This is a genomic window from Pauljensenia sp. C0170B5 (assembly GCF_056590195.1).
In genome coordinates this window covers 46,828-69,368 of the sequence record NZ_JBWPVR010000001.1, presented here as the reverse complement: position 1 = coordinate 69,368, position 22,541 = coordinate 46,828, and the positions used below count along the sequence as shown (strand labels likewise).

The 22,541-nt window shown below is 57.9% G+C and carries 20 protein-coding genes; 13 read left to right on the top strand and 7 right to left on the bottom strand.

Annotated features, from left to right (window positions below; all coding sequences use genetic code 11):
* Positions 1 to 125: 125 nt before the first annotated feature.
* Complete coding sequence (dnaB, locus tag AC1EJZ_RS00295; RefSeq protein WP_058237603.1) at positions 126 to 1,475, top strand: replicative DNA helicase; 1,350 nt, start codon at positions 126 to 128, stop codon at positions 1,473 to 1,475.
* Between the two features lie 113 nt (positions 1,476 to 1,588).
* On the top strand, positions 1,589 to 1,810 hold the full coding sequence (locus AC1EJZ_RS00290) for a hypothetical protein (protein WP_480293739.1): 222 nt from the start codon (positions 1,589 to 1,591) through the stop codon (positions 1,808 to 1,810).
* Here the strand turns inward: AC1EJZ_RS00290 and AC1EJZ_RS00285 are convergent.
* Both AC1EJZ_RS00285 and AC1EJZ_RS00280 read right to left on the bottom strand, forming a co-directional pair.
* Positions 1,807 to 2,463 carry a CPBP family intramembrane glutamic endopeptidase gene (locus tag AC1EJZ_RS00285; protein WP_480293738.1) on the bottom strand — a complete coding sequence of 219 codons (657 nt, stop codon included), beginning with the start codon at positions 2,461 to 2,463 and terminating at the stop codon, positions 1,807 to 1,809. The genes AC1EJZ_RS00290 and AC1EJZ_RS00285 overlap by 4 nt on opposite strands.
* Positions 2,464 to 2,646: 183 nt before the next feature.
* Complete coding sequence (locus AC1EJZ_RS00280; protein WP_480293737.1) at positions 2,647 to 3,411, bottom strand: GntR family transcriptional regulator; 765 nt, start codon at positions 3,409 to 3,411, stop codon at positions 2,647 to 2,649.
* Positions 3,412 to 3,642: 231 nt separating this feature from the next.
* Here AC1EJZ_RS00280 and xylA point away from each other — a divergent pair, with 231 nt between their 5' ends.
* Both xylA and AC1EJZ_RS00270 read left to right on the top strand, forming a co-directional pair.
* Positions 3,643 to 4,989: a xylose isomerase gene (gene xylA, locus AC1EJZ_RS00275; RefSeq protein WP_480293736.1), complete on the top strand. Its 1,347-nt coding sequence runs from the start codon at positions 3,643 to 3,645 to the stop codon at positions 4,987 to 4,989.
* Positions 4,990 to 5,347: 358 nt separating this feature from the next.
* Positions 5,348 to 6,841 carry a CoA-acylating methylmalonate-semialdehyde dehydrogenase gene (locus tag AC1EJZ_RS00270; RefSeq protein WP_480293735.1) on the top strand — a complete coding sequence of 498 codons (1,494 nt, stop codon included), beginning with the start codon at positions 5,348 to 5,350 and terminating at the stop codon, positions 6,839 to 6,841.
* A gap of 252 nt (positions 6,842 to 7,093) precedes the next feature.
* Here the strand turns inward: AC1EJZ_RS00270 and AC1EJZ_RS00265 are convergent, their stop codons facing one another.
* The 3 genes from AC1EJZ_RS00265 to AC1EJZ_RS00255 all read right to left on the bottom strand — a co-directional run bounded on the left by AC1EJZ_RS00265 (position 7,094) and on the right by AC1EJZ_RS00255 (position 8,932).
* Entirely contained in the window at positions 7,094 to 7,318 is a 225-nt protein-coding gene (locus AC1EJZ_RS00265; RefSeq protein WP_092648039.1) for a hypothetical protein, read from the bottom strand.
* 339 nt (positions 7,319 to 7,657) lie between these two features.
* A complete protein-coding gene (locus AC1EJZ_RS00260) occupies positions 7,658 to 8,500 on the bottom strand; it encodes an MBL fold metallo-hydrolase (RefSeq protein ID WP_480293734.1) in 843 nt (280 codons plus the stop codon).
* Between the two features lie 222 nt (positions 8,501 to 8,722).
* Positions 8,723 to 8,932 carry a cold-shock protein gene (locus AC1EJZ_RS00255; RefSeq protein WP_058237610.1) on the bottom strand — a complete coding sequence of 70 codons (210 nt, stop codon included), beginning with the start codon at positions 8,930 to 8,932 and terminating at the stop codon, positions 8,723 to 8,725.
* Between the two features lie 485 nt (positions 8,933 to 9,417).
* Between AC1EJZ_RS00255 and AC1EJZ_RS00250 the strand changes: the two genes are divergently transcribed.
* The 4 genes from AC1EJZ_RS00250 to rbsK are packed head-to-tail and all read left to right on the top strand — an operon-like array spanning position 9,418 to position 14,418.
* Positions 9,418 to 10,980: an SLC13 family permease gene (locus tag AC1EJZ_RS00250; protein WP_480293733.1), complete on the top strand. Its 1,563-nt coding sequence runs from the start codon at positions 9,418 to 9,420 to the stop codon at positions 10,978 to 10,980.
* The gene (locus tag AC1EJZ_RS00245; protein ID WP_480293732.1) at positions 10,981 to 12,987 is read left to right on the top strand and encodes an ATP-binding protein; all 2,007 of its coding nucleotides are present in this window, start codon (positions 10,981 to 10,983) and stop codon (positions 12,985 to 12,987) included.
* Entirely contained in the window at positions 12,984 to 13,454 is a 471-nt protein-coding gene (locus tag AC1EJZ_RS00240; RefSeq protein WP_058237613.1) for a response regulator, read from the top strand. Before AC1EJZ_RS00245 ends, AC1EJZ_RS00240 begins: the two co-directional genes overlap by 4 nt.
* Before the next feature lie 22 nt (positions 13,455 to 13,476).
* Positions 13,477 to 14,418, top strand: a complete 942-nt coding sequence (gene rbsK / locus AC1EJZ_RS00235) for a ribokinase (RefSeq protein WP_092648043.1) — start codon at positions 13,477 to 13,479, stop codon at positions 14,416 to 14,418.
* Between the two features lie 122 nt (positions 14,419 to 14,540).
* On the opposite strand, the gene AC1EJZ_RS00230 is transcribed toward rbsK, so the two are convergent.
* Both AC1EJZ_RS00230 and AC1EJZ_RS00225 read right to left on the bottom strand, forming a co-directional pair.
* Positions 14,541 to 15,185 carry a mismatch-specific DNA-glycosylase gene (locus AC1EJZ_RS00230; protein WP_092648044.1) on the bottom strand — a complete coding sequence of 215 codons (645 nt, stop codon included), beginning with the start codon at positions 15,183 to 15,185 and terminating at the stop codon, positions 14,541 to 14,543.
* 11 nt (positions 15,186 to 15,196) lie between these two features.
* A complete protein-coding gene (locus tag AC1EJZ_RS00225; RefSeq protein WP_092648045.1) occupies positions 15,197 to 16,483 on the bottom strand; it encodes an ROK family transcriptional regulator in 1,287 nt (428 codons plus the stop codon).
* Between the two features lie 170 nt (positions 16,484 to 16,653).
* Here AC1EJZ_RS00225 and AC1EJZ_RS00220 point away from each other — a divergent pair, with 170 nt between their 5' ends.
* The 5 genes from AC1EJZ_RS00220 to AC1EJZ_RS00200 all read left to right on the top strand — a co-directional run bounded on the left by AC1EJZ_RS00220 (position 16,654) and on the right by AC1EJZ_RS00200 (position 22,501).
* The gene (locus tag AC1EJZ_RS00220; RefSeq protein ID WP_092648046.1) at positions 16,654 to 18,012 is read left to right on the top strand and encodes a xylulokinase; all 1,359 of its coding nucleotides are present in this window, start codon (positions 16,654 to 16,656) and stop codon (positions 18,010 to 18,012) included.
* Positions 18,012 to 19,055: an NAD(P)-dependent alcohol dehydrogenase gene (locus tag AC1EJZ_RS00215; RefSeq protein WP_092648047.1), complete on the top strand. Its 1,044-nt coding sequence runs from the start codon at positions 18,012 to 18,014 to the stop codon at positions 19,053 to 19,055. The genes AC1EJZ_RS00220 and AC1EJZ_RS00215 overlap by 1 nt, the downstream gene beginning before the upstream one ends.
* Positions 19,056 to 19,466: 411 nt before the next feature.
* Positions 19,467 to 20,702, top strand: coding sequence for a sugar ABC transporter substrate-binding protein (locus tag AC1EJZ_RS00210; protein ID WP_092648048.1), 1,236 nt, complete (start codon positions 19,467 to 19,469; stop codon positions 20,700 to 20,702).
* A 69-nt stretch (positions 20,703 to 20,771) separates the two neighbouring features.
* Positions 20,772 to 21,671 carry a carbohydrate ABC transporter permease gene (locus tag AC1EJZ_RS00205; RefSeq protein WP_257590338.1) on the top strand — a complete coding sequence of 300 codons (900 nt, stop codon included), beginning with the start codon at positions 20,772 to 20,774 and terminating at the stop codon, positions 21,669 to 21,671.
* 227 nt (positions 21,672 to 21,898) lie between these two features.
* On the top strand, positions 21,899 to 22,501 hold the full coding sequence (locus AC1EJZ_RS00200) for a carbohydrate ABC transporter permease (RefSeq protein WP_257525605.1): 603 nt from the start codon (positions 21,899 to 21,901) through the stop codon (positions 22,499 to 22,501).
* Positions 22,502 to 22,541 lie beyond the last annotated feature (40 nt).

Genomic DNA, 22,541 nt, shown 5'->3' with positions numbered 1-22,541 from the left:
CACAGTCTATCCACACGTTATCCACATCAAGTGATCCTTGAGAGCTTCGCGTGAGGCGGAAAAAGAGGATAACCTCGCGTATGCGCGCACGAGCGGGCGCAGGCAATGGAAGGATTGGCAGGCCGATGGCGTCAGATTCAGATTTTGACCGGGTTCCACCGCAGGATCTGGATGCGGAGATTTCTGTGCTGGGCTCGATGATGCTGTCGAAAGAAGCCATCAACGACGTCACGGAAGAGATTCGCGGCTCGGACTATTACAAGCCTGCTCACGAAACTATCCACAACGTCATCGTGGATCTTTCCGGCCGAGGCGAACCGGCCGATGCCGTCACGGTGGCCGGCGAATTGCAGCGTCGCGGCGAGCTGCAGCGCGTCGGAGGCGCCACATATCTGCACACCCTGATTGCAGCCGTCCCCACAGCGGCGAACGCCGGATATTATGCGCGAATTGTGCGCGAGCGATCGTTGCTGCGACGCCTCGTCAGTGCCGGTACACGCATTGTGCAGCTCGGCTACGCTGATGCCGGCGGCGACGTCGATGAAATCGTCAACCAGGCGCAGGCGGAAATCTACGCTGTTTCAGAACGTCAGGCGAGCACTGATTACCTGTCGATGTCGGACGTGTCGGAGTCCATCCTCGACGAACTTGAGGAAATTGAACGCAACAAGGACAAGCTCAAGGGCGTGCCCACCGGGTTTGCTGATCTGGACCGACTCACCCAGGGTCTCCACCCCGGTCAGATGATTATTGTCGCCGCCCGACCGGCAATGGGTAAATCGACACTTGCACTGGACTTTTGCCGCTCGGCATCGATCCGCCACGGTGTCACATCGGTGATCTTCTCACTGGAAATGTCGCGCTCCGAAATTGCCATGCGCCTGCTGTCGGCAGAATCCGGCGTCTTCTTGCAGAAGATGCGCGCAGGTGAGATGACCAGTGAAGACTGGAGGCGCGTGTCTGCCACCACGGCGAAAGTGTCCGAAGCTCCGCTCTTTATTGACGACTCGCCCAACATGGCGATGACGGAGATTCTGGCCAAGTGCCGCAGACTGAAACAGCAGCACAACCTGGGCCTCGTTGTGGTGGACTACCTGCAGTTGATGACAGCTGGACGCGAGATGGAATCGCGTCAGCAGGAAGTGTCCACGCTGTCTCGCCAGCTGAAGCTGCTCGCCAAAGATATTGAAGTTCCGGTCGTGGCTGTCGCACAGCTGAACCGTGGGCCTGAGCAGCGAACAGATAAGAAACCGATGATGGCTGACCTGCGTGAATCCGGGTCGTTGGAGCAGGACGCCGACGTCATCATGTTGCTGCACCGCCCGGAGTACTACAACTCCGAGGAACGCCCCGGTGAAGCCGACATCATCGTCGCCAAGCACCGTAACGGTGAAACTGCGACGATTCGCGCACTCTTCCAGGGTCATATGGCACGTTTTGCGAACTTCACGGGACGTGAAGAACCGGGCGCATAACCCCTTCACTTCATCAGGGTTTACCCTGAATCTCCCCTTGCCTTCGGTTTGGAGGGTAGCCAAGCGGCGCTGAGTGTTGCACGGTAGAAGGCAAGGAAGGAGAGTGAAACCTGATGAGCACACTCCGCGACACTTTTCGTGGCGCCACACCTATGACCCCGACGCTGCGGTCATTCGACCAGACTGATCGTCGCCATGTTCAATGCACGAATGCGCGCCATATTGCCGCCCGTAGTCACACCGACACGACGATGATTGACGTTGAGGAAGTGCGTATGCATATGCGCATGCGGGGCGCTCGCCCTCGAACCACAATGCTGGCCGGAGGAAACTAAAGGGTACGGGCCACCCGCTGGAACACGTAATACGCGGGAATAGCAAGCAGGAACCAGACGGCAATGACGAGGTGATGGCGCATGTCGTCAGCCGGTGGGAACACAGTCATGAGCGTATTGGCCGTCCCGTGGAACACCATGCACCACAGGACTGATCTGGTGAAGGCGACCAACAGTCCCAACCACGCACTGAGCGCGAAAGAGGTCAGTGCGAATGCCGCAAATGAGGATCCCTGATGCGGGTTGCCGTCGATCCACCACAGGGGGATATGCCAGCATGCCCATACCGCCCCTACAACGAGGGCCGCTACTAGGTCTGGCGCTATGAAATTGTGAAAGCGGCGCGCGAGCAGAGGCAGCATGATTCCACGCCAGCCCCACTCTTCATTGCCGCCGGCCACCAGCGTCACGACCAAGAAGATGGACACGATGGCGATCAATGAGGTGCCTGCCGAGTCGGCGGGTGCACTCCATCCGTGTGATGACAGCCAGAATGCGGCGACCTCAAGCAAAGCGCACAGGAGAAAATAAAGCGCAGCGTGCGGGGCACGACGGGTCAGAAAATGCGCGAGATTTTTCCACGAAAAACCACCCGGCAGGCACACGCAAGCGGCGATGGTCGGGCCGAATCCACCCAGAACAAACAACGCCATAGCGGGAATCTCGGTGGCGCGAAGTGATGTGAAGTGGACCAAGAGTGCTGTCGCGCCCCAACAGATCCATGAGATCGCGAATGTCGTGAGTAGATATGTCACAAGACGGCGCCACGGATTATCGCGCACGGCCCTGCTCCTTTCACGTGCAGCGTCGAGCGGGCCGGGCTCTTCGGCGCCTGTTTATTCCGATGAGAGTGTGAACTTGAAGGAGTAGCGCTGGGCATCGTAGTAGTGAAGGCCGTATTCAACTGCTGCGCCCGCACCGTCATATGCCGTGCGCTCCATTGTCAAAAGCGAGCTTCCAGTTCCTATGTGTAACAGATCCGCTTCGACCTCGCTGGCGTTTCGGGCACCGACAGACTGGGTGGCGGACAGCAGCTCGATGCCGCGCTCGCGGATGCATGAATACAAGCCCTGGTGCGCCAGATCTGTGAATGAGGGGGCGTAGCGAGCCGGCAGCAGATTCGTCATGATCGCCAGTGGCTTGTTGTCGATCCAGCGGCGACGGGTGACGCGAACAATTTCCTCGTCGACGGTGCATCCGAGTTTGGCGGCATCATCCTCGTCGGCCAGGAGAACTTCATAGCGCAGCACTTCGGTGTGTGGGGTGAAGCCGGCTTTTGTCAGGTCGTCGTTGAGGGAGGTCAGGGCGAGGGGGCGGCGGACGTGTTTGGGGGTGACGCGTGTGCCGACGCCACGCCGGCGGGTCACCAGGCCACGGGAGACGAGTTCCTGGAGTGCGCGGCGCGCGGTGGGGCGGGAAACGGACAGGCGGCATGCCATGGAGATTTCATCTTCGATCAGTCTGCCGGGTAGGAGGGTGCCGGTGGAGATGAGATGTTCGAGAGGTTCGGCGATCTGGGTGTACAGGGGCGTTGAACTGGTACGGTCCAGATCGATTGACAGCTCAAAGGGTTCGTCGAGATTTCCTTGGTCACTGGCCATTGTGGGTTCCTTCAGATCGTCTCATGATTGGTTCATGTCATTGAGCGAATCGTATCACCTGAGGACAAACGAATATTTGTTATGACATGCGAGGTTGGTCGGTGCGGAGCGTGGAAAGCCGATGGTGTCCGCCTTGACAGAGGCCTTCATGCTCTATATTGTTTTAGTGATTAACAAATTGAAGTGATGTGGCGACAGAGCTGCGTACGTGCACATGGAGGTGTCTTTACTATGAGTGAATTGTGGTCAAACGGTCCTATCCCCTTCGTCGGGACCGACGATCCGAAAGCGGGCATGGGATTCAGGTACTACCAGCCAGACCGCGTCGTTGCCGGAAAGACAATGGCAGAATGGCTGCGCTTTGGCGTGGCATACTGGCACACATTCAACCAGCGCTTGGTTGACCCGTTTGGAGATGGAACCGCTCAGCGTCCCTTCGACCGCTATACCGATCCGATGGAACTGGCACTGGCAAAAGTGGACTACGCATTCGACTTCTACACCAAGCTCGGTGTGCAGTACTTCTGCTTCCACGATCGCGACCTCGCTCCCGAGGGTGACACCCTGCGTGAGAGCAACAAAAACCTGGATAAGGTCGTCGACCGGATCGAACAGCTCCAGCGCGACACCGGCATGAAACTGCTGTGGAATACCTCGAGCCTGTTCACTAACCCGCGGTTCCTGTCCGGCGCTGCCACCTCGCCGTTCGCGGACATCTATGCGTACTCAGCCGGCCAGCTCAAGCACTCTCTGGAAATCGCGAAGCGACTGGGCGCGGAAAATTACGTCTTCTGGGGCGGGCGCGAAGGATACGAGAATCTGTGGAACACCGATCTCAAGCGCGAACAGGATCACATCGCCCGCTTCTTCCACATGTGCGTGGACTACGCCAAGGAGATCGGCCTGGACGCACAGTTCCTCATCGAACCCAAGCCCAAGGAACCGACGACGCACCAGTACGACTTCGATGCTGCCACGTCGATCGCATTCCTGCAGACCTACGACCTGGCCGATCACTTCAAGCTCAATCTGGAAGGTAACCACGCGAACCTGGCCGGACACACCTACCAGCACGAGATCCGCGTGGCGCGTGCCGCCGGAATGCTCGGCTCGCTCGATGCCAACCAAGGTGACAAGCTCATTGGCTGGGACATCGATGAATTCCCATCTGACCTGTACGAAACCACTGCAGTGATGTGGGAAATCGTCGACGAGGGGCAGATCGGGCCGCGCGGTGGACTGAACTTTGATGCCAAGCCGCGACGTACCTCGTTCACCGCCGAAGACCTGTACCTGGGCCACATCGTCGGCATGGATACGTATGCCGCAGGCCTGCTGGTTGCCGCCAAGATGTACGAGGATCGATTCATTGAAGAACTGGTCTCCACCCGATACGAGTCATTCGACTCTGGAATCGGTGCGACAGTTGAGGACGGGTCGGCAACCCTTGCCAGCCTGGAAGAGCATGCCCTCGATGTGCCGCAGGCTGACCTGATGAAGGCGGTGCGCTCTGACCACCTCGAATGCGTCAAGGCCACCATCAACAACTACATCATCGACGCGCTCGCGCAGGCCTGATCCGGCATCGCCCCGGTGGCACGCCGGGTGAGGTCAATAAACCGAGCCAACGTGCATACCAGACAGCCCATGAACTTGATTAAATGGTTCGTGGGCTGTTTGGTATGCCAAATGAGTTCGCGAGCCTGCTGCGTCGCAGCGATGGCACAGTCAAGAGTGTGTGATGAGGCAGAACGGCAATCACACATCCTCCCATAATTTGTACTGACAAAGTGTGACTGCGTGGTTATACTAGGTGGTGAGTGCGCAGGCCACCCTCGTCCTCATCGAAACAAGGGAATACGAGGTGGCACGGGCGCGGGAAGTGTGGCCATGACAGTGGTCGCGAACGATGACAATGACGAAGGAGCTGTCACAGGTGAATACAATTGAGCACTGGATTGGTGGTGCCGAATACGAAGGCACGCCGGTCAAGACTCTCGATGTCGAAAATCCAGGCACCGGTGAGGTGGCCAGCCAGCTGCTCCTGGCAAGTGATGACGACCTCAACCACGCAGTTGAGGTTGCAACCGAGGCGCAAAAAGAGTGGGCAGCAACGTCACTCGCCAAGCGCACCGCGATCATGTTCAAGATGCGTCAACTCGTCCTGGATCACCAGGATGAAATGGCCAAGCTGATCGTTGAAGAGCACGGCAAGAACTACTCCGACGCAATCGGTGAAATTCAGCGTGGACGCGAAACCCTCGACTTTGCCACCGCCATCAACGTCGCACTGAAGGGCGAGCACTCCGTCAACGTATCAACCGGCGTGGACATCTTCACCACCCGTCAGCCTGTGGGCGTAGTAGCAGGCATCTGCCCCTTCAACTTCCCGGCGATGGTTCCCATGTGGATGCACCCGCTGGCGATCGCTACAGGCAACGCCTTCATCTTGAAGCCCGCCTCGCCGACTCCGTCGGCAGCACTGCTGACCGCACGCCTCTACAAGGAGGCGGGCCTGCCTGACGGCGTGTTCAACGTCGTGTCCGGCAACCGCGACATGGTGCAGTCAATCCTCAAGCACCCCGGAATCAACGCGATCTCATTCGTTGGATCCACCCCGGTGGCACACATCGTGCAGGACACCGGTGTGACCCACGGCAAGCGCGTCCAGGCACTGGGCGGCGCCAACAACCACGCGATCGTGATGCCCGACGCAGATCTGGACTTCGCTGCACAGCACATCTCCGCCTCAGCCTTCGGTGCGGCTGGCGAACGCTGCATGGCGCTGCCGGTTGTTGTCGCCGTCGGTGGAATCGGCCCGAAACTGGCCGAGATGGTCAAGAAGCACGCCGATGCAATCAAGGTTGGCTACGGCATGGATGAGGGCGTCGAAATGGGCCCGGTCATCTCCGCTAAAGCCAAGGAACGCATCGTTGGCCTGATCGACGATGCGGAAAAGCGCGGCGCCACAATCGTGCGCGATGGCCGTGACCTGGTCATCGAGGGGTACGAGGGTGGTCACTTCGTGGGACCGACCATTATCGATGATGTTCCGCTGGATGCGCCGGTGTACACCGAGGAAGTTTTTGGACCTGTCCTGGCAATCGTCCATGCCGACACCTACGAGGAAGCGATGAAGATCGTGAACTCCAGCCCCTTCGGCAACGGTTCAGCAATCTTCACCAACGACGGCGGCGTCGCACGTCGCTTCACACTCGATGTTGAGGCCGGCATGGTGGGCGTGAACGTCCCGATCCCGACACCTGTTGCGTACTACTCCTTCGGTGGGTGGAAGGATTCGCTGCTGGGCGATACCCACATCCACGGTCCGGAAGGTGTCCGTTTCTACACGCGCGCCAAGGCGATCACGTCTCGCTGGCCCAGTGAGAAGACCTATGAGGCGACGATGTCGTTCCAGCGTGAAGAGTGACGCCGGTCTTCCCGTGCGCTGATCTTTTTCATTGACGAGGGCGGCTGTGCGTGGCACTGCTAGATGTGGTGTTGCGTATGGCTGTCCTCGCTATGTCTCATCGCGGTGGATGGCACATGTTCGCAGGACCTGGTCGCAACCTGGCATCGCACCCTTATTGGAATGCTGCATGCTCACCCGAGCAAAGCAAAAGGCGATACCGAAAGGTATCGCCTAGGTGAAGCCGCGTCAGCTGGACGCGATCGGGATCAGTCAGTCCTGGGTATCAAGAACACGCGTGAACAGTGCGTGTACTCCCAGAGCCAGAGTGCACAGTCCGGCAATCAGTGTGATAACTGGTGAAGCGGCGGCAATTCCGGCAACGAGGGCGACCAAGCTGATCACAAGAGCAACAACAAAGATGCGATGCTGAGCCGGTGCTGACAGCTGAAGCGTCAGGGCAGGCTGTGCAATTGCATACGATTGAGTTGATGTCATGGTCTCTCCTGTTTATCTTCGTCGGCCATGCAGGAGACCCGATGACACACACCGTGCACCCGCACGGCATTGTGTTCAATCCGGTGGGGCAGATTCTTCCCCGTGGATCAATGCACTTCCATTATCTCCCGTTATCAGCACCGATGCTGGTTGAGTTGATCACAGTAATGAACGCGTGCTCACTGGGCCACGTGGTAGCGTGTGGTAGATCGAGTCCCCGTTGGCGTAGCTGATGCTGACGAGACTGACTCTTGCTAAATGGCGTACACATACTGGAAAGGTTCCTGCGTCGCAGTGCAGGGATACCTCTGTCGTGAAGCGTTCAGACTACTGACAACGTCACTTGATTTGCTGACGCCACATCCGATCTTTGGAGTAGACGAGATTGAAGGATTTTCCATCCAGTCGGGCTTGGCTTTCGTCGAAACGCTTGGCAATCAGAGCGCTGGAGCCCATGAACTCGAAGGGCACGTCATCAACATCCTCGTTCAGCACCTGGTCACACAACTCGATGGCTTCATCGAACAGGCTTAACGGCATATCCATCGTCATATGGGAAATGAAAAGCCGGTCGTAGGAGTCTGCAGTGCGCTCTTTCATGCTCAGCACACTGTCGCGGTATTCTTCCACAGACGTTGAATTGTGGTCCCACAGAAAGGTGCGCTGGTTGCAGGCGTCGCCGGTGATGAGGATTCTTTCTTCTGGGATAAGAATCGCAGTCATGCCGGGAGTGTGCCCGGGGAAGTGAAGGGCTTCCACGCATATTCCGCCCAAGTCGAAGATCTGACCGTCGGTGAGATCTTCGAAGTTCAAGGGGTGAGGTGGCACAAAATCAGAGTCGTTCATTCGCGGTGATGCATCACCGAGAGAGAAGTCGATGAATTCACGGCGAACTTTCAGGGCTGCCATTTCGTCGTATACCGGCACGTCCAGAGAATTCATGTAAACGTTGTCAAACTCTGGACCGCCCATTGCATGATCGACATGGCCATGAGTCAAGATGGTCACGATCGGCTTTTTCGTCAGACGTTCGACGAAAGCTCGCAGGCCTCGTATTCCCAATGACGAATCGATGAGAGCAGCGCGCGTAGCACCCTCCACCAGATAGAGGAGTTCACCAGTCAATGTGCGAATAGCGGTCACACGGTTTGTGACACGTTGTGCGGAGAAGAAATCAGTCATCGTGATTTCACCGAACCTTTCGAATAAGCGGGGTGGTCACGCCCTCCGAGAATTGAAGACGCGTCGCCATGGTGGAGCATCGTCGCACTTTTTGGTCCATTCAGCGCCCAGGCTTCGGTTCATGCCAACGTTTCGGCATCAACCGAAAATACACAAAAACCTCCAGCCAACCCGAATATCACCCGGATTGACGTGGAGGTTTGAGATGAAGGCCTGTCGGCCTTACTCCTCGACGCGTTTGATGTGCTCGGCCTGCAGACCCTTCGGGCCCTGCGAGACCTCAAAGTCAACCTTCTCACCCTCGTTGAGAGTGCGGAAGCCTGACGCCTCGATTTGTGAGTAGTGAGCGAACACGTCAGCAGATCCGTCATCGGGAGTGATGAAGCCGTAGCCTTTGTCCGCGTTGAACCATTTAACGACACCAGTGGTCATGAAAGCGCTGTCCTGTCTACAAAAGCCCCTGCGCAGGGGAAAAACCTCGATCCCGGTTGAGACCGACACAGTTTCATGCCCACCGCAAAGCGGAACATAACGACTGCGACATCAACGCTACCGCACATTGGGCTAGAAAAAAGGCAACACAGGTCACAGCTCGGTATCAGTCGACACGGACGCGTTCCGACGCGACTCATGTTTGAGGATCTGACGGGGTACCAGCTTGAGGGGCTCGACGCAACCCTCATGCAGGAGCTCCGATGCCTCATCGTGTGGAAAGTCTGCCGCGTACCTATCGCCCACCGCCCGCCAGCCGAAGCCCCCACCCCGCCTCAGTCCAGCAGAACCCGCGGCCATGCATCCCCACTCACTGCCGGCCATCCGCTGCCCGGCGCTTGGCGTCTGTCTCTGACGGCATGGGACTTTCGTCGGATCCTGGTGTGTGAACCACTTCATAAAGTAGGTGCGGAGGTATAGACACAATGACGCGTCCCCCGTCCGATGACATGCCGCACGCTGACACGCCGCATCCTGACGCGGCTCACACCCACACCCAGCCCAACCCAGCCACGCCAACTTCGACGTCGAAGCGTTCGCGTGGCACACGAAAACAGGCACACGCCAGGCAACGCCTGAGGCGTTCACCGCGCCCCGAATCAGGGCGCCCCGCAACCCTGACCCGCAGCAAACTCGTCGGCCGCATCATCGCGGCCGCTGCCCTTGTGACATTCCTGTTCGTCCAGCTGCCCGGTCTTGATGCGAGCGGCTCACGCATGTTCGGCATTTTCATTGCAGCCATCGCACTGTGGGTCACCGAAGCTATCCCGCTGGCCGCAACGGCAGTTGGTGTCATCTTGATGGAAGTACTCCTGATCTCCAACCAGGCAGTGCTCAGCGTCTCGGAAGAAGCGCCCGCCGCAACCGCCATCTTCGGCTCATTGGCCAACCCCGTCATCATTTTGTTCATGGGCGGATTTATGCTCGCCGACGGAGCCGCCAAATACAACGTTGATAAAGCGCTCTCCGCTCTCATGCTCAAACCCTTCCTGCGTAATGCGCGCATGACCGTCATGGGGGTCATGATGATTACCGCGCTGATGAGCATGTTCATGTCGAACACCGCCACCACCGCCACCATGTTCGCTGTCATGATGCCGGTGATTACAGCCTTGCCGAAGGGACGCGCGAGAACCGGCCTTGCGTTGTCGGTGCCGGTGGCCGCCAATGTCGGTGGCATGGGAACACCTGTGGGCACCCCTCCCAATGCCATCGCTCTGGGCGCCCTTCAAAACCACGGCATCCACGTCACATTCATTGACTGGATGCTGGCCGCAGTTCCGCTCATGCTTGTTGTACTGGTCATCGCCTGGCTGTTCATCGTCTGGCGATATATCCCCTCCGACGTCAAGTTCGACGTCGACACATCCGCAACCTTCGAGCGCACCCCGAAAGCCATCATGTTCTACGTGGTCGCCGTGATCACGATCGGCCTGTGGATGACTGAATCGCTCCACCACATTTCCTCCAACACAGTGGGCTTCATCCCTGTCGCCGGTCTGATGATCCTGGGTGTCATGGGCGGCGACGACGTCAAGAAACTCGACTGGCCAGTACTGTGGCTGGTCGCAGGCGGTATCGCCCTGGGAGCGGGAGTGGGAGCAACCGGCCTGGACGAGTGGCTCATCGGCTCAATCTCCTGGCAGGCAATCCCGATGGCGTTACTCTTGCTGACTCTGGCAGCAGTGGGCTGGGTGACCTCGAACGTTATCTCCCACTCCGCGTCCGCCAACCTACTCATCCCGATGGGGATGGGGCTGGCAGCAACGGTCAGCACGTCCCCGAGCCAGATCGCGGTTGTCCTGGCTCTGGGATGCTCGCTGGGAATGTGCCTGCCGATCTCCACCCCACCCAACGCCATCGCGTATTCGACAGGCACGACACCCACCCCCGAAATGGTCAAAGTCGGCATGGTTGTCGGCATCAGTGGCGTCCTTCTGCTCGCCTTCGTCGCTCCGCTCACGTGGCGCGTACTGGGGGTGCTGTAGGTGATTGACGAGGGCACCCCATCCGCACTCCATCCGCGGCACGCAGATGCCTGCGCCATCCTGGTGATAGGCGACGGGTCGGACGGGATTGCCGCGACACTGGTTGAGGACTTAACGGGTGCTTTCAGCCATATCGAGGTTCGCTCAATCGCCGACGTCGACGGCATTGACGCCGAATGCGCATACCTGGCGCGCAGCCGTACGCGCCTCGTCCTGGGATTTGTCACCAGCGAGGTCGGCTCTCTCGACCGCGCCTTCGAGGCACTGAAGGCATACCCGTGCACGCAGCACAATGAATGGGTGGTGGTGACGCGCAGCCGCACGCACACCGACATGAGCCGCGCCCTGGCCTCGGGGCTGCTGGCATCTGTCATCTCCGTGCCGTGGACCCTTCCGACGCTGGTGGCGCAAAGCTACGGTGCAATCACGCGGCTGCTGTTGCGCTATGAAATGAACGAGGCTGAACGTGAACGAATCGCCGGCCCTGTTCCCGACAATGCCGTGCGAGGCCCTGTGCTCTTTGGCCTTGACCACAGTGAACGGGAAGTACTGAATGACCTTCTGGCCGGGGCTGAACGAGTCCTGGGGCCGCGCCCCATCCTGGAGGTTGGCCCTCATACCGATCTGACCACGCAGGGTCAGCCCGTGCGCGCTGTGCACCTGGTACTCGACGGTCACGTTGCCCTGCACCGCGATTCCGACCAGGGTGACATTCTGCTGCACCATGCCACATCGGGACCCCTGATAGGGTTGGTGTCCCTGGCGCGCGGCGAAAACGCATTCTTCACGTCGACGACCACCACGCCGGTCAAAGTGGTGCGCCTGACCAATGAACAACTCCAGCTGGTCATCGCTGAAGATCCTCCGATGGCGGCGACGTTGGCTGCCCTCGCCATTCAATCCCTGGCCCGCCGCCTCGTGCGCGCAGAATATCTGCACATCGAAAACCGCGTCCTGGTTAACGACCTGCGGCACACGCGCGCAGAACTTGTGGAGCGAGCCCGTTACGCCATGCTCGGTGAACTCAGCGCCGGCATCGCGCACGAACTGAACAATCCGATCACCGCGGTGGACCGGGCTGCCGACCATTTGCGTGACGACATCACAACGCTGATGGACAGTGCCTACGTGGACCATGACCCCAGTGACAAGCTGCGCGCCGCTCATGAAGCCATGACCCGCGCGCTCGACGCACATCCGCGTTCCACCGCCGATGAACGCCGACTGGTCAGCGAATTCATGTCGGAACTGAAAGTCAGCCGCCAGGTCGCTCGCCGCCTGGTGCGAGCAGGAGTACACGATGTGGCAACTGCGCGACCTCTTGTCGCGGCGTCAGCGCCTCCCTCGTATATGACGATGGTGGAGACCGGCGCGCAGATCGGATCCTCGCTGCGCTCGCTGACAGTGGCCGCGGGGCGCGTGGTGCAGTTGACCGATTCCCTGAAGGGCTACGCGCGGCCTGATGGTACCGATGCGCGCATCGTTGACGTGCGTGAAGGGATCGAGGACGTATTGCGTCTGACGGCGCACCGCCTACGCCACGTCGAGGTGCTCCGTGATTTCGAGGGCGAGCCGCTCGTGGTGGGTCATCCGGCCAAACTCGAACAAGTGTGGACGAATGTGTTGGTCAACGCGGCTGAAGCATTCGAAGACGAGGACGAAGCCGATGCCTACGCCCAGCCGGCGCGCGGAGATGAGCCACCGAGTATCACGGTCAGTGCGCGCACAGCAGGGCCGGATGTGGTGGTCGACATCGTGGATAACGGTCCGGGGATTCCCGCCAACGTGCTGGCAAAAATGTTCGAGCCGCATTTCACCACCAAATCGGGCCGCGTTCGTTACGGTCTGGGCATGGGGATGTCGATCTGCCGGTCGATTATCACAGACGCAGGCGGCACCATCAACGTGGCATCTCAGCCCGGACGCACACAGGTCACGATACGTCTGCCGAAAGCTGCCGACCACGAGGGCGGCCCTACCCACAGTGAACACAAGGAGAGATCATGACGTTAGCTGTTCTCATACTGGAAGATGAAGCGGAAGTGCGTGACGCTCTGGAACGCGACTGTGACGAGTTCTGGGACACGCTGCGACTGGAGACTGCCGAAGATGTTGACGATGCATGGCAGGCGATCCGCAGCATTGACGAAGACGGCGATGAGCTTGCGCTGGTCCTGGCTGACCACCGTCTTCCCGGACGGAACGGCGTGGACTTCCTGATCGACATGATGGATGAGCCCTCCACGGTCAATACGCGGCGCGTCCTGGTGACCGGTCAGGCCGATCAAAGCGACACGATCCGCGCCTTGAATGAAGCCAGTCTGGACTATTACATCGCCAAGCCGTGGGTACGTGATGAGCTGGTGGCAACGGTGCGCGACCAACTGACCACCTATGTCCTTGAATCAGGTGTTGACCCGTTGCCGTACATGCCCGTGCTGGATGCGGTTCGTATTATGGATGCCATGCGATAGTCCCCGCTCACAAGGAGGCGTCATGGATATTGCAGTGATCGGGTCGAACAATGTCGACCTCATTACCTACATCGATCGCATGCCCACCGAAGGGGAGACGCTCGAGGCGCCCTCGTTCCAACTGGGGTGCGGTGGCAAGGGGTCGAATCAGGCGGTGGCCGCTGCGCGCCTGGGATCGCGTGTCCTGATGGTGACCTGCGTAGGTGATGACATTTTTGCCGACATGACGGTAGAAAACTACCGCAATAACGGCATCGACACAGACCACGTCAAGCGTGCGCACGGCACGTCGGGTGTGGCGCCGATCTTTGTCGATCCACACTCGCGCAACTCCATCCTGATTGTCAAAGGCGCCAATAACGACCTGACTCCTGAGGACGTGGAGGCCTGCCGCGAGCAGATTGCACAGTGCGCACTGATCGTCTGCCAGTTAGAAATCCGTCTGGATACGGTCTATGTGGCGATTGCGCTTGGCGAACAGGTCGGTGTACCCGTGCTGCTCAATCCCGCTCCCGCCAGCCCTGATTTCAACTTTGACTGGGCGCGGCGCTGCACCTACCTCATGCCTAACGAAAGTGAACTGACACTGCTGACCGGCATGCCATGTGACAGTGATGAAGGTGTTGAGGCTGCGGCGCGCACCCTCGTTGAACACGGCTGCCGACACGTCATCGTCACGCTCGGGTCACGCGGGGCGTGGTGGTTCACGCGGGCCAACGAGGGTGGCTTGCACGTTGTCAGTCAGCGTATTGACGCACTCCGTGTGGATCCGGTGGATACGACTGGAGCAGGGGACGCGTTTATCGGAGCCTTTGCGCACCGGATCGTCCACGGCGATGCAATTCCGGAGGCTCTGGAGTACGCCAACAGTTATGCGGCAATGTCGGTGCTCAAACGCGGCACCCAGTACTCATATGCCACAGCCGACGAATTTGACCGGTGGCGTGCCCAACGCACGCAGTGAGACGCGAGTGCTCGTCTGCGCGCAGTAAGGCGCGAGCGGTCCTCAGCACTCAGTTGGGGGATGAGCGGCTATGACGGGACTACGACGCAGAAAGTGTGTCCCGGAGCGGCCCAGCCCGCCGGTCACTCGGGCCGAGTGGCATCTGCCCACACCTGACGCCACTTGTCGGCCAACGAGTCAATGTTTTCGTGCGCGTTCAGGCCGCTTGGCTGGGGAACAACCCACAGGGATATGCCGCGCGGCCAGTTGTCAATCGTGTCAGCATCTTGCTGCCCGAGCTTCGCGTGAGGTTGCCTGAACGCCGTGCGGTACGCGGTAATTCCGGCGATGGCAACGGCGCGTGGATTCAGGTCGCCAACCCGAGTCACCAAGTGGGCAGCGCCCTCGCGCAGTTCATCGCGGCTCAATTCATCTGCGCGTGCAGTGGGCCTGCCGACCAGGTTCGTGATGCCGATTCCGCGTGACAGAATATGTTCCTCATCTTCGGCGCTGAGGCCGCAGGACGCATCGATCTCATAGTCAGTCAGGCCCGCTCGAGCGAGAGAGGGCCAAAAGCGGTTACCCGGTCGCGCGAACGGTGCATTAACGGCCGCAGTCCACAACCCCGGATTGATTCCGACGATCAGGAGCGTCAGTTCAGCTCCAACGCAGTGCGGACCAGGTAGTACATCGTCAAGAGCCAGAGGATCATCGGTGGCAAAGTACGCCAGATCACTCTGGTGTGGCTTGCGTCCACCCAGAGGCGACGGTCGGCGTAAAGACTTCATCGCTATGGCCGTCAGGCACTTTCCTGCGACCGTTCCACGCGTGCTGTCCACGCCATCGGATCATCGACGAGGTGCTGTAGGACTCGGTGTGCAGCGCCGATCGTGGCAAGTGAAGCAGAGTGCTCGGCAATGCGGATTTCAGAGGGGCTGCCGGCAGAGTGGAGGACCCGTGTGCGCAATTCAGGCAGTGCCCGTTCGCGCAGTTCAGAGCCAATGTCAGCGACGGAGCCGCCCAACACCACCAAAGGAATGTCGAGCATGTTGATGACGGCAGACAGTGTGCGCCCCAGAGCGGCGCCACCCTCGTCCAATGCAACGCGGGCAGCAGCGTTGCCAGCTTGAGCAGCAGCGACAACATCGACATTTGTCGCGCCGCGTGCCAGACCTGCGCGCTCTACCAGTGCGCGCTGGCCGATGTAGGCTTCCAGGCATCCCGTCGCGCCGCATCTGCATGTCGGGCCGGCAGGGTCGGTGGAAATATGTCCGATTTCGCCTGCCCATCCGTGCGAACCGGGCAGGAGAGCGTGGTCAATGATGATGCCTGCGCCAATACCGACTTCACCGGACACGTAGACGAACGAGGGCGGCCCTGATGGGACGCCAGGTTGCGGACATGCTACGGCCCACGCTGCCAGGTCGGCCTCGTTCGCGACGGTGACGACACCCAGGTGGGACAGCGGTGCGAGCAGCGTGTGTAACGGCAGGTCACGCCACCCCAGGTTGGGAGCGAGGATCACAGCCTGAGCGGAAACAATGCCGGGCACGGCCAACCCGGTGCCAAGAAACAGTGTGTCGCCTTCTGCCGCGTCATCGGCTTGCGCTTTTACCCGATCAGCCAGCTCCCCCAGAGCGCGCATGGTCTGCTGCGGATCTGAGTCTGAAAAGTCGCCTTCCTGCACGCCTTCGGCCACGATCTGCCCTGACAGGTCCACGATGCGTGCAGCCAGGTAGGAGACGTTGACTTCCAATCCCAGTGCGGTCGTATATCCTTCCCGCGGGGTCAGGCGCACCGCTGGCCTGCCTCGTCGAGCATCAGTTGACGGGTCGAGTTCGGTGACCAGGTGAGCCGAGATGAGCTCGTCCACCAGGCGGGAGACTGTTGCTCGCGTAATGCCAGTTGTCGCCGCGACCGAGGCGCGGGTGACTGCTCCGGGATCGGCCAGGATATAGCGAAAGACGAGGGCGAGATTCATGGCGCGCAACGACTGAGCTTTGACGCCGCCGTTGCCACGTGAGGATGTGCGGGCACTGCGCGGCAGGGAGGTGAGGCGTGATGAGGACTTATGTGCTCGGGTCATTGTTCTCTCACATTCTGGTTATGTGTCAGCGTCGCGACGTGGCCTTATGGGTTGACTATACTCGCTCACACCGCTATTTTGTTTAGTAACGAAACACAATGGGGTTCTCGTGCACGCCACGCCTCTTCCAAGCAGCGTGAAATTATTCAACATGGAACAAGGAGCTGAACATGACGATGTATGGACCGTACGTTGCGGGCGTGGATACGTCGACCCAATCATGCAAAGTTGTCATCGTGGACGCCCTGCGCGGAACGGTCGTGCGTGAAGGTAAAGCGACGCACCCTGACGGCACGGAAGTGGACCCGCAGGCTTGGTGGGACGCGTTCAACGAGGCCGTCAAAGCAGCAGGTGGCCTGGAGGACGTGGTGGCGCTATCCGTGGGCGGACAGCAGCACGGCATGGTGTGCCTGGACAAAGATGGAGAAGTCATCCGACCCGCCCTGCTGTGGAACGACACGCGTTCAGCCGATGCTGCCCGTGACTTAATTGCGGAATACGGCGAGGGTGACGAGGAAGCCGGTGCCGCGTGGTGGGCTGATGCCACCGGATCAGTGCCCGTCGCCTCACTGACCGTGACGAAGCTGCGCTGGCTGGCAGACCACGAACCTGAGAACGCGCGCCGTATTGCAGCTATTTGCCTGCCGCACGACTGGCTGACGTGGAAAATCATGGGAACCGGTCGACTGGAGGATCTGCGCACGGACCGCTCCGATGCGTCGGGTACCGGTTACATGGACCGCGCTACGCCAACCTACCGCCGCGACATCCTTGCCCACGCGTTGCGCATCGACGAGGACGTCGCACGATCCATCATCTTGCCGGAAATCCTCGGACCATGGGACGTGGCCGGACGTGGTGATGAGTCGCGAGGCTGGGGTGAGATCATGCTGGGACCAGGGTGTGGAGACAATGCGGGGTCAGCGCTGGGTGTCGACCTCAAACCCGGTCAGGCTCTGCTGTCACTAGGCACATCCGGAGTTGTTGCCGCCGTGTCAGATCACCCGGTTGCTGACCATTCAGGACTGGTGACCGGCTTTGCCGATGCGACAGGAAACTGGCTGCCGTTGGCGTGCACGCTCAATGCCTCGCGCATCATCGACGCAATGATGGCGGTGATCGATGCGGGTTACGACGAGTTTGATAATCTTGCCTTGAGTGTGGACGATGCCGCGGGATTGACTTTAGTGCCCTATTTCGAGGGCGAGCGCACCCCGAACCTGCCTGATGCTACGGCTGAGCTGAAGGGCATGACTCTGAAGAACTCGGATCGTGCTCACGTGGCACGCGCAACGGTGGAAGGACTGCTGAACTTGATGAAGTTCGCTCTGGATGCGGTGCGCGCACTGGATGTGAAGCTCGAACACGTGGTCATGGTCGGCGGCGGAGCGAAATCGCGCGCCGTCCTCGAACTGGCCGAAGAATTCCTCGGCGCAACAGTTACGGTACCTAAGTCGGGAGAATACGTAGCGTTGGGCGCCGCCCGTCAAGCAGCGCGCGTGATGGAACGCGCAGGAAAGGCACAGTGATGACGCAGATTCCACAGACCATGAAAGCCAGCGTCCTGATTCGCCAGGGTCTCATTGAGATGGAGGAACGACCGGTTCCGACACCGGATGCGGACCAGGTGCTGATTCGCGTGGAGTCGGTGGGGGTGTGCGGCTCGGATGTGCACTACTACCACAAGGGCCGCATCGGTGACTTTGTGGTGAACGAGCCGATGATCCTGGGGCACGAAGCTTCCGGAGAGATTGTGGCCGTGGGCGATGACGTGGATCCGGCCCGCATCGGCCAGCGCGTTTCCATCGAGCCGCAACGGTGCTGCCGAGTGTGCGAATACTGCAAGCGCGGAGAATACAACCTGTGCCCCGATATCGAGTTCTACGCGACGCCGCCCATTGACGGAGCCTTTTGCGAATATGTCCTGATTCAGTCCGATTTCGCCTACGAGGTTCCCGACTCCATTTCGTGGGATGCGGCAGCCTTGATGGAACCCCTGAGCGTGGGTATTGTCGGAATCCGCAAAGCCCACGTGAAAGTGGGTGACCGCGTCTTTGTTGCCGGCGCAGGTCCGATCGGTGCGATCGTCATCCAGGTTGCGCGGGCATTTGGCGCTGCCGAGGTGGTCGTCAGTGATCCTGTTGAAGGTCGGCGCGATTTGGCACTGTCGCTGGGAGCAACCCAGGCTGTTGAGCCAAGTGACCCGGCACTAGATGGTCAACACTTTGACGCGTTCATTGACGCGACGGGCGTCACTGCAGCTGTGCAGGACGGCATCATGCGTCTGGCGTCTGGCGGCACCGCAGTGCTGATTGGTATGGGTGACGATGACATGTCACTGCCGGTTGGATTCATCACCGCGCACGAAATCAACGTGACCGGGATTTTCCGTTACAACAACACGTGGCCCACAGCCATCCACCTGGTAGCCAGTGGAGCGGTCGACCTGGATCGCCTGTGCACTGATCACTACGCCCTCGACGAAGCTGACCAGCCCATCATCAACAAGCCCGCGCCGACCACGCTGAAGTCGATCGTCCATCCCGGACAGATGACGCACAGCTCGCACTAAGAAGACCAGGGCGGAATGCCGGAGAGATCGACAGTCATGTTGAGGGCATTATGCAATGCATGTTTGCACGAACTAGCTCTGGGAACTTCAATTCACGAAAAAACTTTTGGGACCTACATATCTTTTGGTCCTTGGGGCTTGATTAGTCTGCAGGACACGGTTTAGGAGCGTATATGGGTGGCATTTTGTATTGACAACAATGTTTGTTTAGTTGTATTATTAATCAAAACCGAGATGCCAATGTGGGCGTGATTGGAGGGCTCGATATTGAGTCGGAAGATGAGGTTTTAGCAGCACGATAGGCGTAGTGATCTGTGTACCGTGCGGATAATAATGCCGTGACACGGTCATGACTTCTAATGTTGCGATTTCATTTCGGTGAATATGTTCAAAGATGAGAAGGAAACTGCCATGAAAATGTCGCGTTACACCATCCCGTTGCTTGTGACAACGGGCCTATTGCTGACTGCCTGTGGAAGTGGAGGGCAAGGCAGCGCTAGTGGATCCTCGTCAGGTGATGCAGAGATCACGCTACGAACGGTCGACTATTACAATAACTCCCCGGATAAAGAGTTTTACCAAGAGGCACTTGATAATTGTGCGGCTCAAGTAGGGGTCAAGATAGAAAGGGAGATGATCCCGGGAGACAGCCTTATCTCCAAGGTCCTGCAGATGGCTTCCTCTAAGACTCTCCCTGATGTCTTGCAATTGGACAATCCTGATTTGGCGCAGATTGCAGAGACTGGAGCTTTAGCTGATCTATCCACCTTTGGGATTGAACCGGGCGAAAACGTAATTCCTGCAGTTAAGGATGCGGGTAGCTTTGATGGCGTGTTTTACGGCATGCAGCCCATCGCAAATTCATTGGCGTTGTTCTACAACGAAGAACTTCTCCAAAGTGCCGGAGTTGAGCCTCCAACAAATTGGAAGGAACTCGAGGAAGTAGCGGCCAAGCTTACTGACGGAAAGCAATATGGCATTGCGTTCGCAGCTCCTTCAAACTATGAGGGAACGTGGCAATTCCTGCCGTTCATGTGGACTGCGGGCGGTGATGAGAAAGACATTGCGGGTGAAGGTGTTGTAAAGGCCTTGACCTTGTGGCGTGATCTAGTTCGAAATGGATCTGCATCGGCATCAGTAGTGAACTGGACTCAAGCTGACGTGAACGACCAATTCATGGCAGGGAATGCCGCCATGATGGTGAACGGTCCATGGCAAATCCCTCTGCTAAACGACTCAGGCATCAAGTGGAAGGCAGTTCCGATTCCTGTTCCGGAAGGACAGACGGACCCAGTGGCGCCTCTTGGTGGCGAAGTGTGGACCGTGCCGAACACCGGCGACAAACAAAAGCAGGAAAAGGCTGCCGAATTGGTCAAGTGCCTCAATAGTGACGAAGTTGAGAAGGACTTGTCCATTAAACGGTTTACAGTTCCTACAAATATGAGCCTCCAAGAGGGCTTCCTGAAGGAGTCTCCCGATATGGAAGCGTTTGTGGAGATGTGCAATGGAGCTCGAGCACGTACAGGTGAGCTAGGAACGAAATGGCCAGCAACGGCCACCGCAATTCATAACGCCATTCAAGAAGCGCTGGTAAACGGTAAGGAACCCTCCGAAGCCTTAGAGGGAGCCGCTGCTTCCCTGAAGTAATGGAAGCGATCTAAGAAAGACGAATTGGGGGAGATGCTCTCCTGTTAAGACAGAAACATAGGAATGGAAATGAATGAAAGTAAACTCGGGAATCGGCAAAAGCTGATAGGAGTGGTTTTTCTCGCGCCCGCAGTGATCTATATGTTGGCCTTCTATGGCTTTCCTATAGTCAAGAACTTTGTCATGAGCTTTCAGGACTATAGTCCCTCTACGTTTTACACAGGAGAGGCCCCGTTCGTTGAATTCGAAAACTACAAGGCGGTAATGGGGACGCCTCTTTTTGGAAAGGTTCTACTCAACACTGTCATTTTTACGGTAGGATCATTGTTCGGCCAATTCACAATTGGCTTAGCTTTGGCAATCTTCTTCAATAGAACCTTTAAAGGTGCGAAGGTCATGCGATCGCTTCTTCTCCTACCATGGCTTATTCCGATGATCGCTTCGTCTGCAATTTGGCGATGGATTTTGGATAAGGACTCGGGAGTTCTAAATAGGGCTCTTGAGAGTATTGGAATCACATCAGGTGATACAGGTTGGTTAACTTCTTCCTCTCTCGCACTGTTTTCCGTCATTTTGGTGAATATTTGGATAGGTATTCCATTTAATACAACAATTCTCTTCGGAGGTTTGCAAGATATTGATCAGGAATTATATGAAGCAGCAGCTATAGATGGAGCAAATGGTTTCCAGAGATTCCGCAAGATTACATGGCCACTTTTGCGTCCCGTAGTGAATGTAGTTTTGATTTTAGGAGTTGTATATACAGTCAAGGTTCTTGACCTCATTCTGGGATTAACGGGCGGTGGGCCTGCAAATGCCACCCAGACGTTAGCAACACAGTCTTACCGCCTCTCCTTTACGGAGTTCAATTTCGGACAGGGTGCAGCACTAAGTACGCTCCTAGTGGTTTTGTCGGTGATTTTCGCTGCGATATACCTTCGTGCAAATCGCAAGTCGAATCTTGATTGAGGGGCAAAGTGACAGTGATGAACTCTAAGAAAACGAGTTGGATAAGAACACTGATAGGAATTCTCATACTCCTCATCTTTCTGTTCCCAGTATATTGGATGATCAACATTTCGCTCCAATCGGCAGGGTCGGCTGTGGTGAGCCCGATTTATCCAAAGTCTCCAACTTTCAGTGGATATCTAGCAGCTATTAGGGCACAGAGCGGACCCCTCCTAACAAGTCTGATTGTGGCAATCGGTGCTACTTTGGTTTCACTTATCATAGCGACACCAGCTGCATACGCTCTTGCGCGTTATCGCATTAAGGGGTCTTCGACGATTCTCCTGGTTATTTTACTTAGCCAGATGATTCCAACGATCGTTGTGGCGAATGCGCTGTATTCTGCTTATTCTGATCTTGGTCTTTTGAATACAGTGATCGGTCTTATCTTGGCTGACGCGTCCTTAGGAATCCCCTTCTCGATCCTGATCCTGCAGACATTTATGAAGAACATCCCGCAGGCGATCATTGAGGCTAGCTGGATCGATGGCGCGGGTGCTTTTCGGACGTTTGTCTCGATCGCATTGCCTATGTCTCGTAACGCTATTGTCACTGCTGGCTTGTTCTCTTTCCTATTTGCTTGGGGCGACTTCCTCTTTGCCTTGACGTTGACGACAAGTGAGGAGGTCCGTCCTATAACGCTGAGTTTGTATACGTATGTCGGCGCGTATGTCCAAGACTGGGGCATGGTTATGGCTACAGCCGTCCTGGCTTCACTTCCGGCGATTGTTCTGTTGGTTGTAGCTCAGCGGTTTGTCTCGGCCGGCGTTGCCGCAGGAAGTGTGAAGTAGGGGTAATGAAACTGGTTTGGGCGAATGGATGGAGTCGCGA

Coding starts and splice junctions, on each gene's coding strand:
- dnaB (WP_058237603.1), top strand. CDS start 126: ATGGCGTCAGATTCAGATTTTGACCGGGTTCCACCGCAGGATCTGGAT.
- AC1EJZ_RS00290 (WP_480293739.1), top strand. CDS start 1,589: ATGAGCACACTCCGCGACACTTTTCGTGGCGCCACACCTATGACCCCG.
- AC1EJZ_RS00285 (WP_480293738.1), bottom strand. CDS start 2,463: ATGGCGTTGTTTGTTCTGGGTGGATTCGGCCCGACCATCGCCGCTTGC.
- AC1EJZ_RS00280 (WP_480293737.1), bottom strand. CDS start 3,411: ATGGCCAGTGACCAAGGAAATCTCGACGAACCCTTTGAGCTGTCAATC.
- xylA (WP_480293736.1), top strand. CDS start 3,643: ATGAGTGAATTGTGGTCAAACGGTCCTATCCCCTTCGTCGGGACCGAC.
- AC1EJZ_RS00265 (WP_092648039.1), bottom strand. CDS start 7,318: ATGACATCAACTCAATCGTATGCAATTGCACAGCCTGCCCTGACGCTT.
- AC1EJZ_RS00260 (WP_480293734.1), bottom strand. CDS start 8,500: ATGACTGATTTCTTCTCCGCACAACGTGTCACAAACCGTGTGACCGCT.
- AC1EJZ_RS00255 (WP_058237610.1), bottom strand. CDS start 8,932: ATGACCACTGGTGTCGTTAAATGGTTCAACGCGGACAAAGGCTACGGC.
- AC1EJZ_RS00250 (WP_480293733.1), top strand. CDS start 9,418: ATGACGCGTCCCCCGTCCGATGACATGCCGCACGCTGACACGCCGCAT.
- AC1EJZ_RS00240 (WP_058237613.1), top strand. CDS start 12,984: ATGACGTTAGCTGTTCTCATACTGGAAGATGAAGCGGAAGTGCGTGAC.
- rbsK (WP_092648043.1), top strand. CDS start 13,477: ATGGATATTGCAGTGATCGGGTCGAACAATGTCGACCTCATTACCTAC.
- AC1EJZ_RS00230 (WP_092648044.1), bottom strand. CDS start 15,185: ATGAAGTCTTTACGCCGACCGTCGCCTCTGGGTGGACGCAAGCCACAC.
- AC1EJZ_RS00225 (WP_092648045.1), bottom strand. CDS start 16,483: ATGACCCGAGCACATAAGTCCTCATCACGCCTCACCTCCCTGCCGCGC.
- AC1EJZ_RS00220 (WP_092648046.1), top strand. CDS start 16,654: ATGACGATGTATGGACCGTACGTTGCGGGCGTGGATACGTCGACCCAA.
- AC1EJZ_RS00215 (WP_092648047.1), top strand. CDS start 18,012: ATGACGCAGATTCCACAGACCATGAAAGCCAGCGTCCTGATTCGCCAG.
- AC1EJZ_RS00210 (WP_092648048.1), top strand. CDS start 19,467: ATGAAAATGTCGCGTTACACCATCCCGTTGCTTGTGACAACGGGCCTA.
- AC1EJZ_RS00205 (WP_257590338.1), top strand. CDS start 20,772: ATGAATGAAAGTAAACTCGGGAATCGGCAAAAGCTGATAGGAGTGGTT.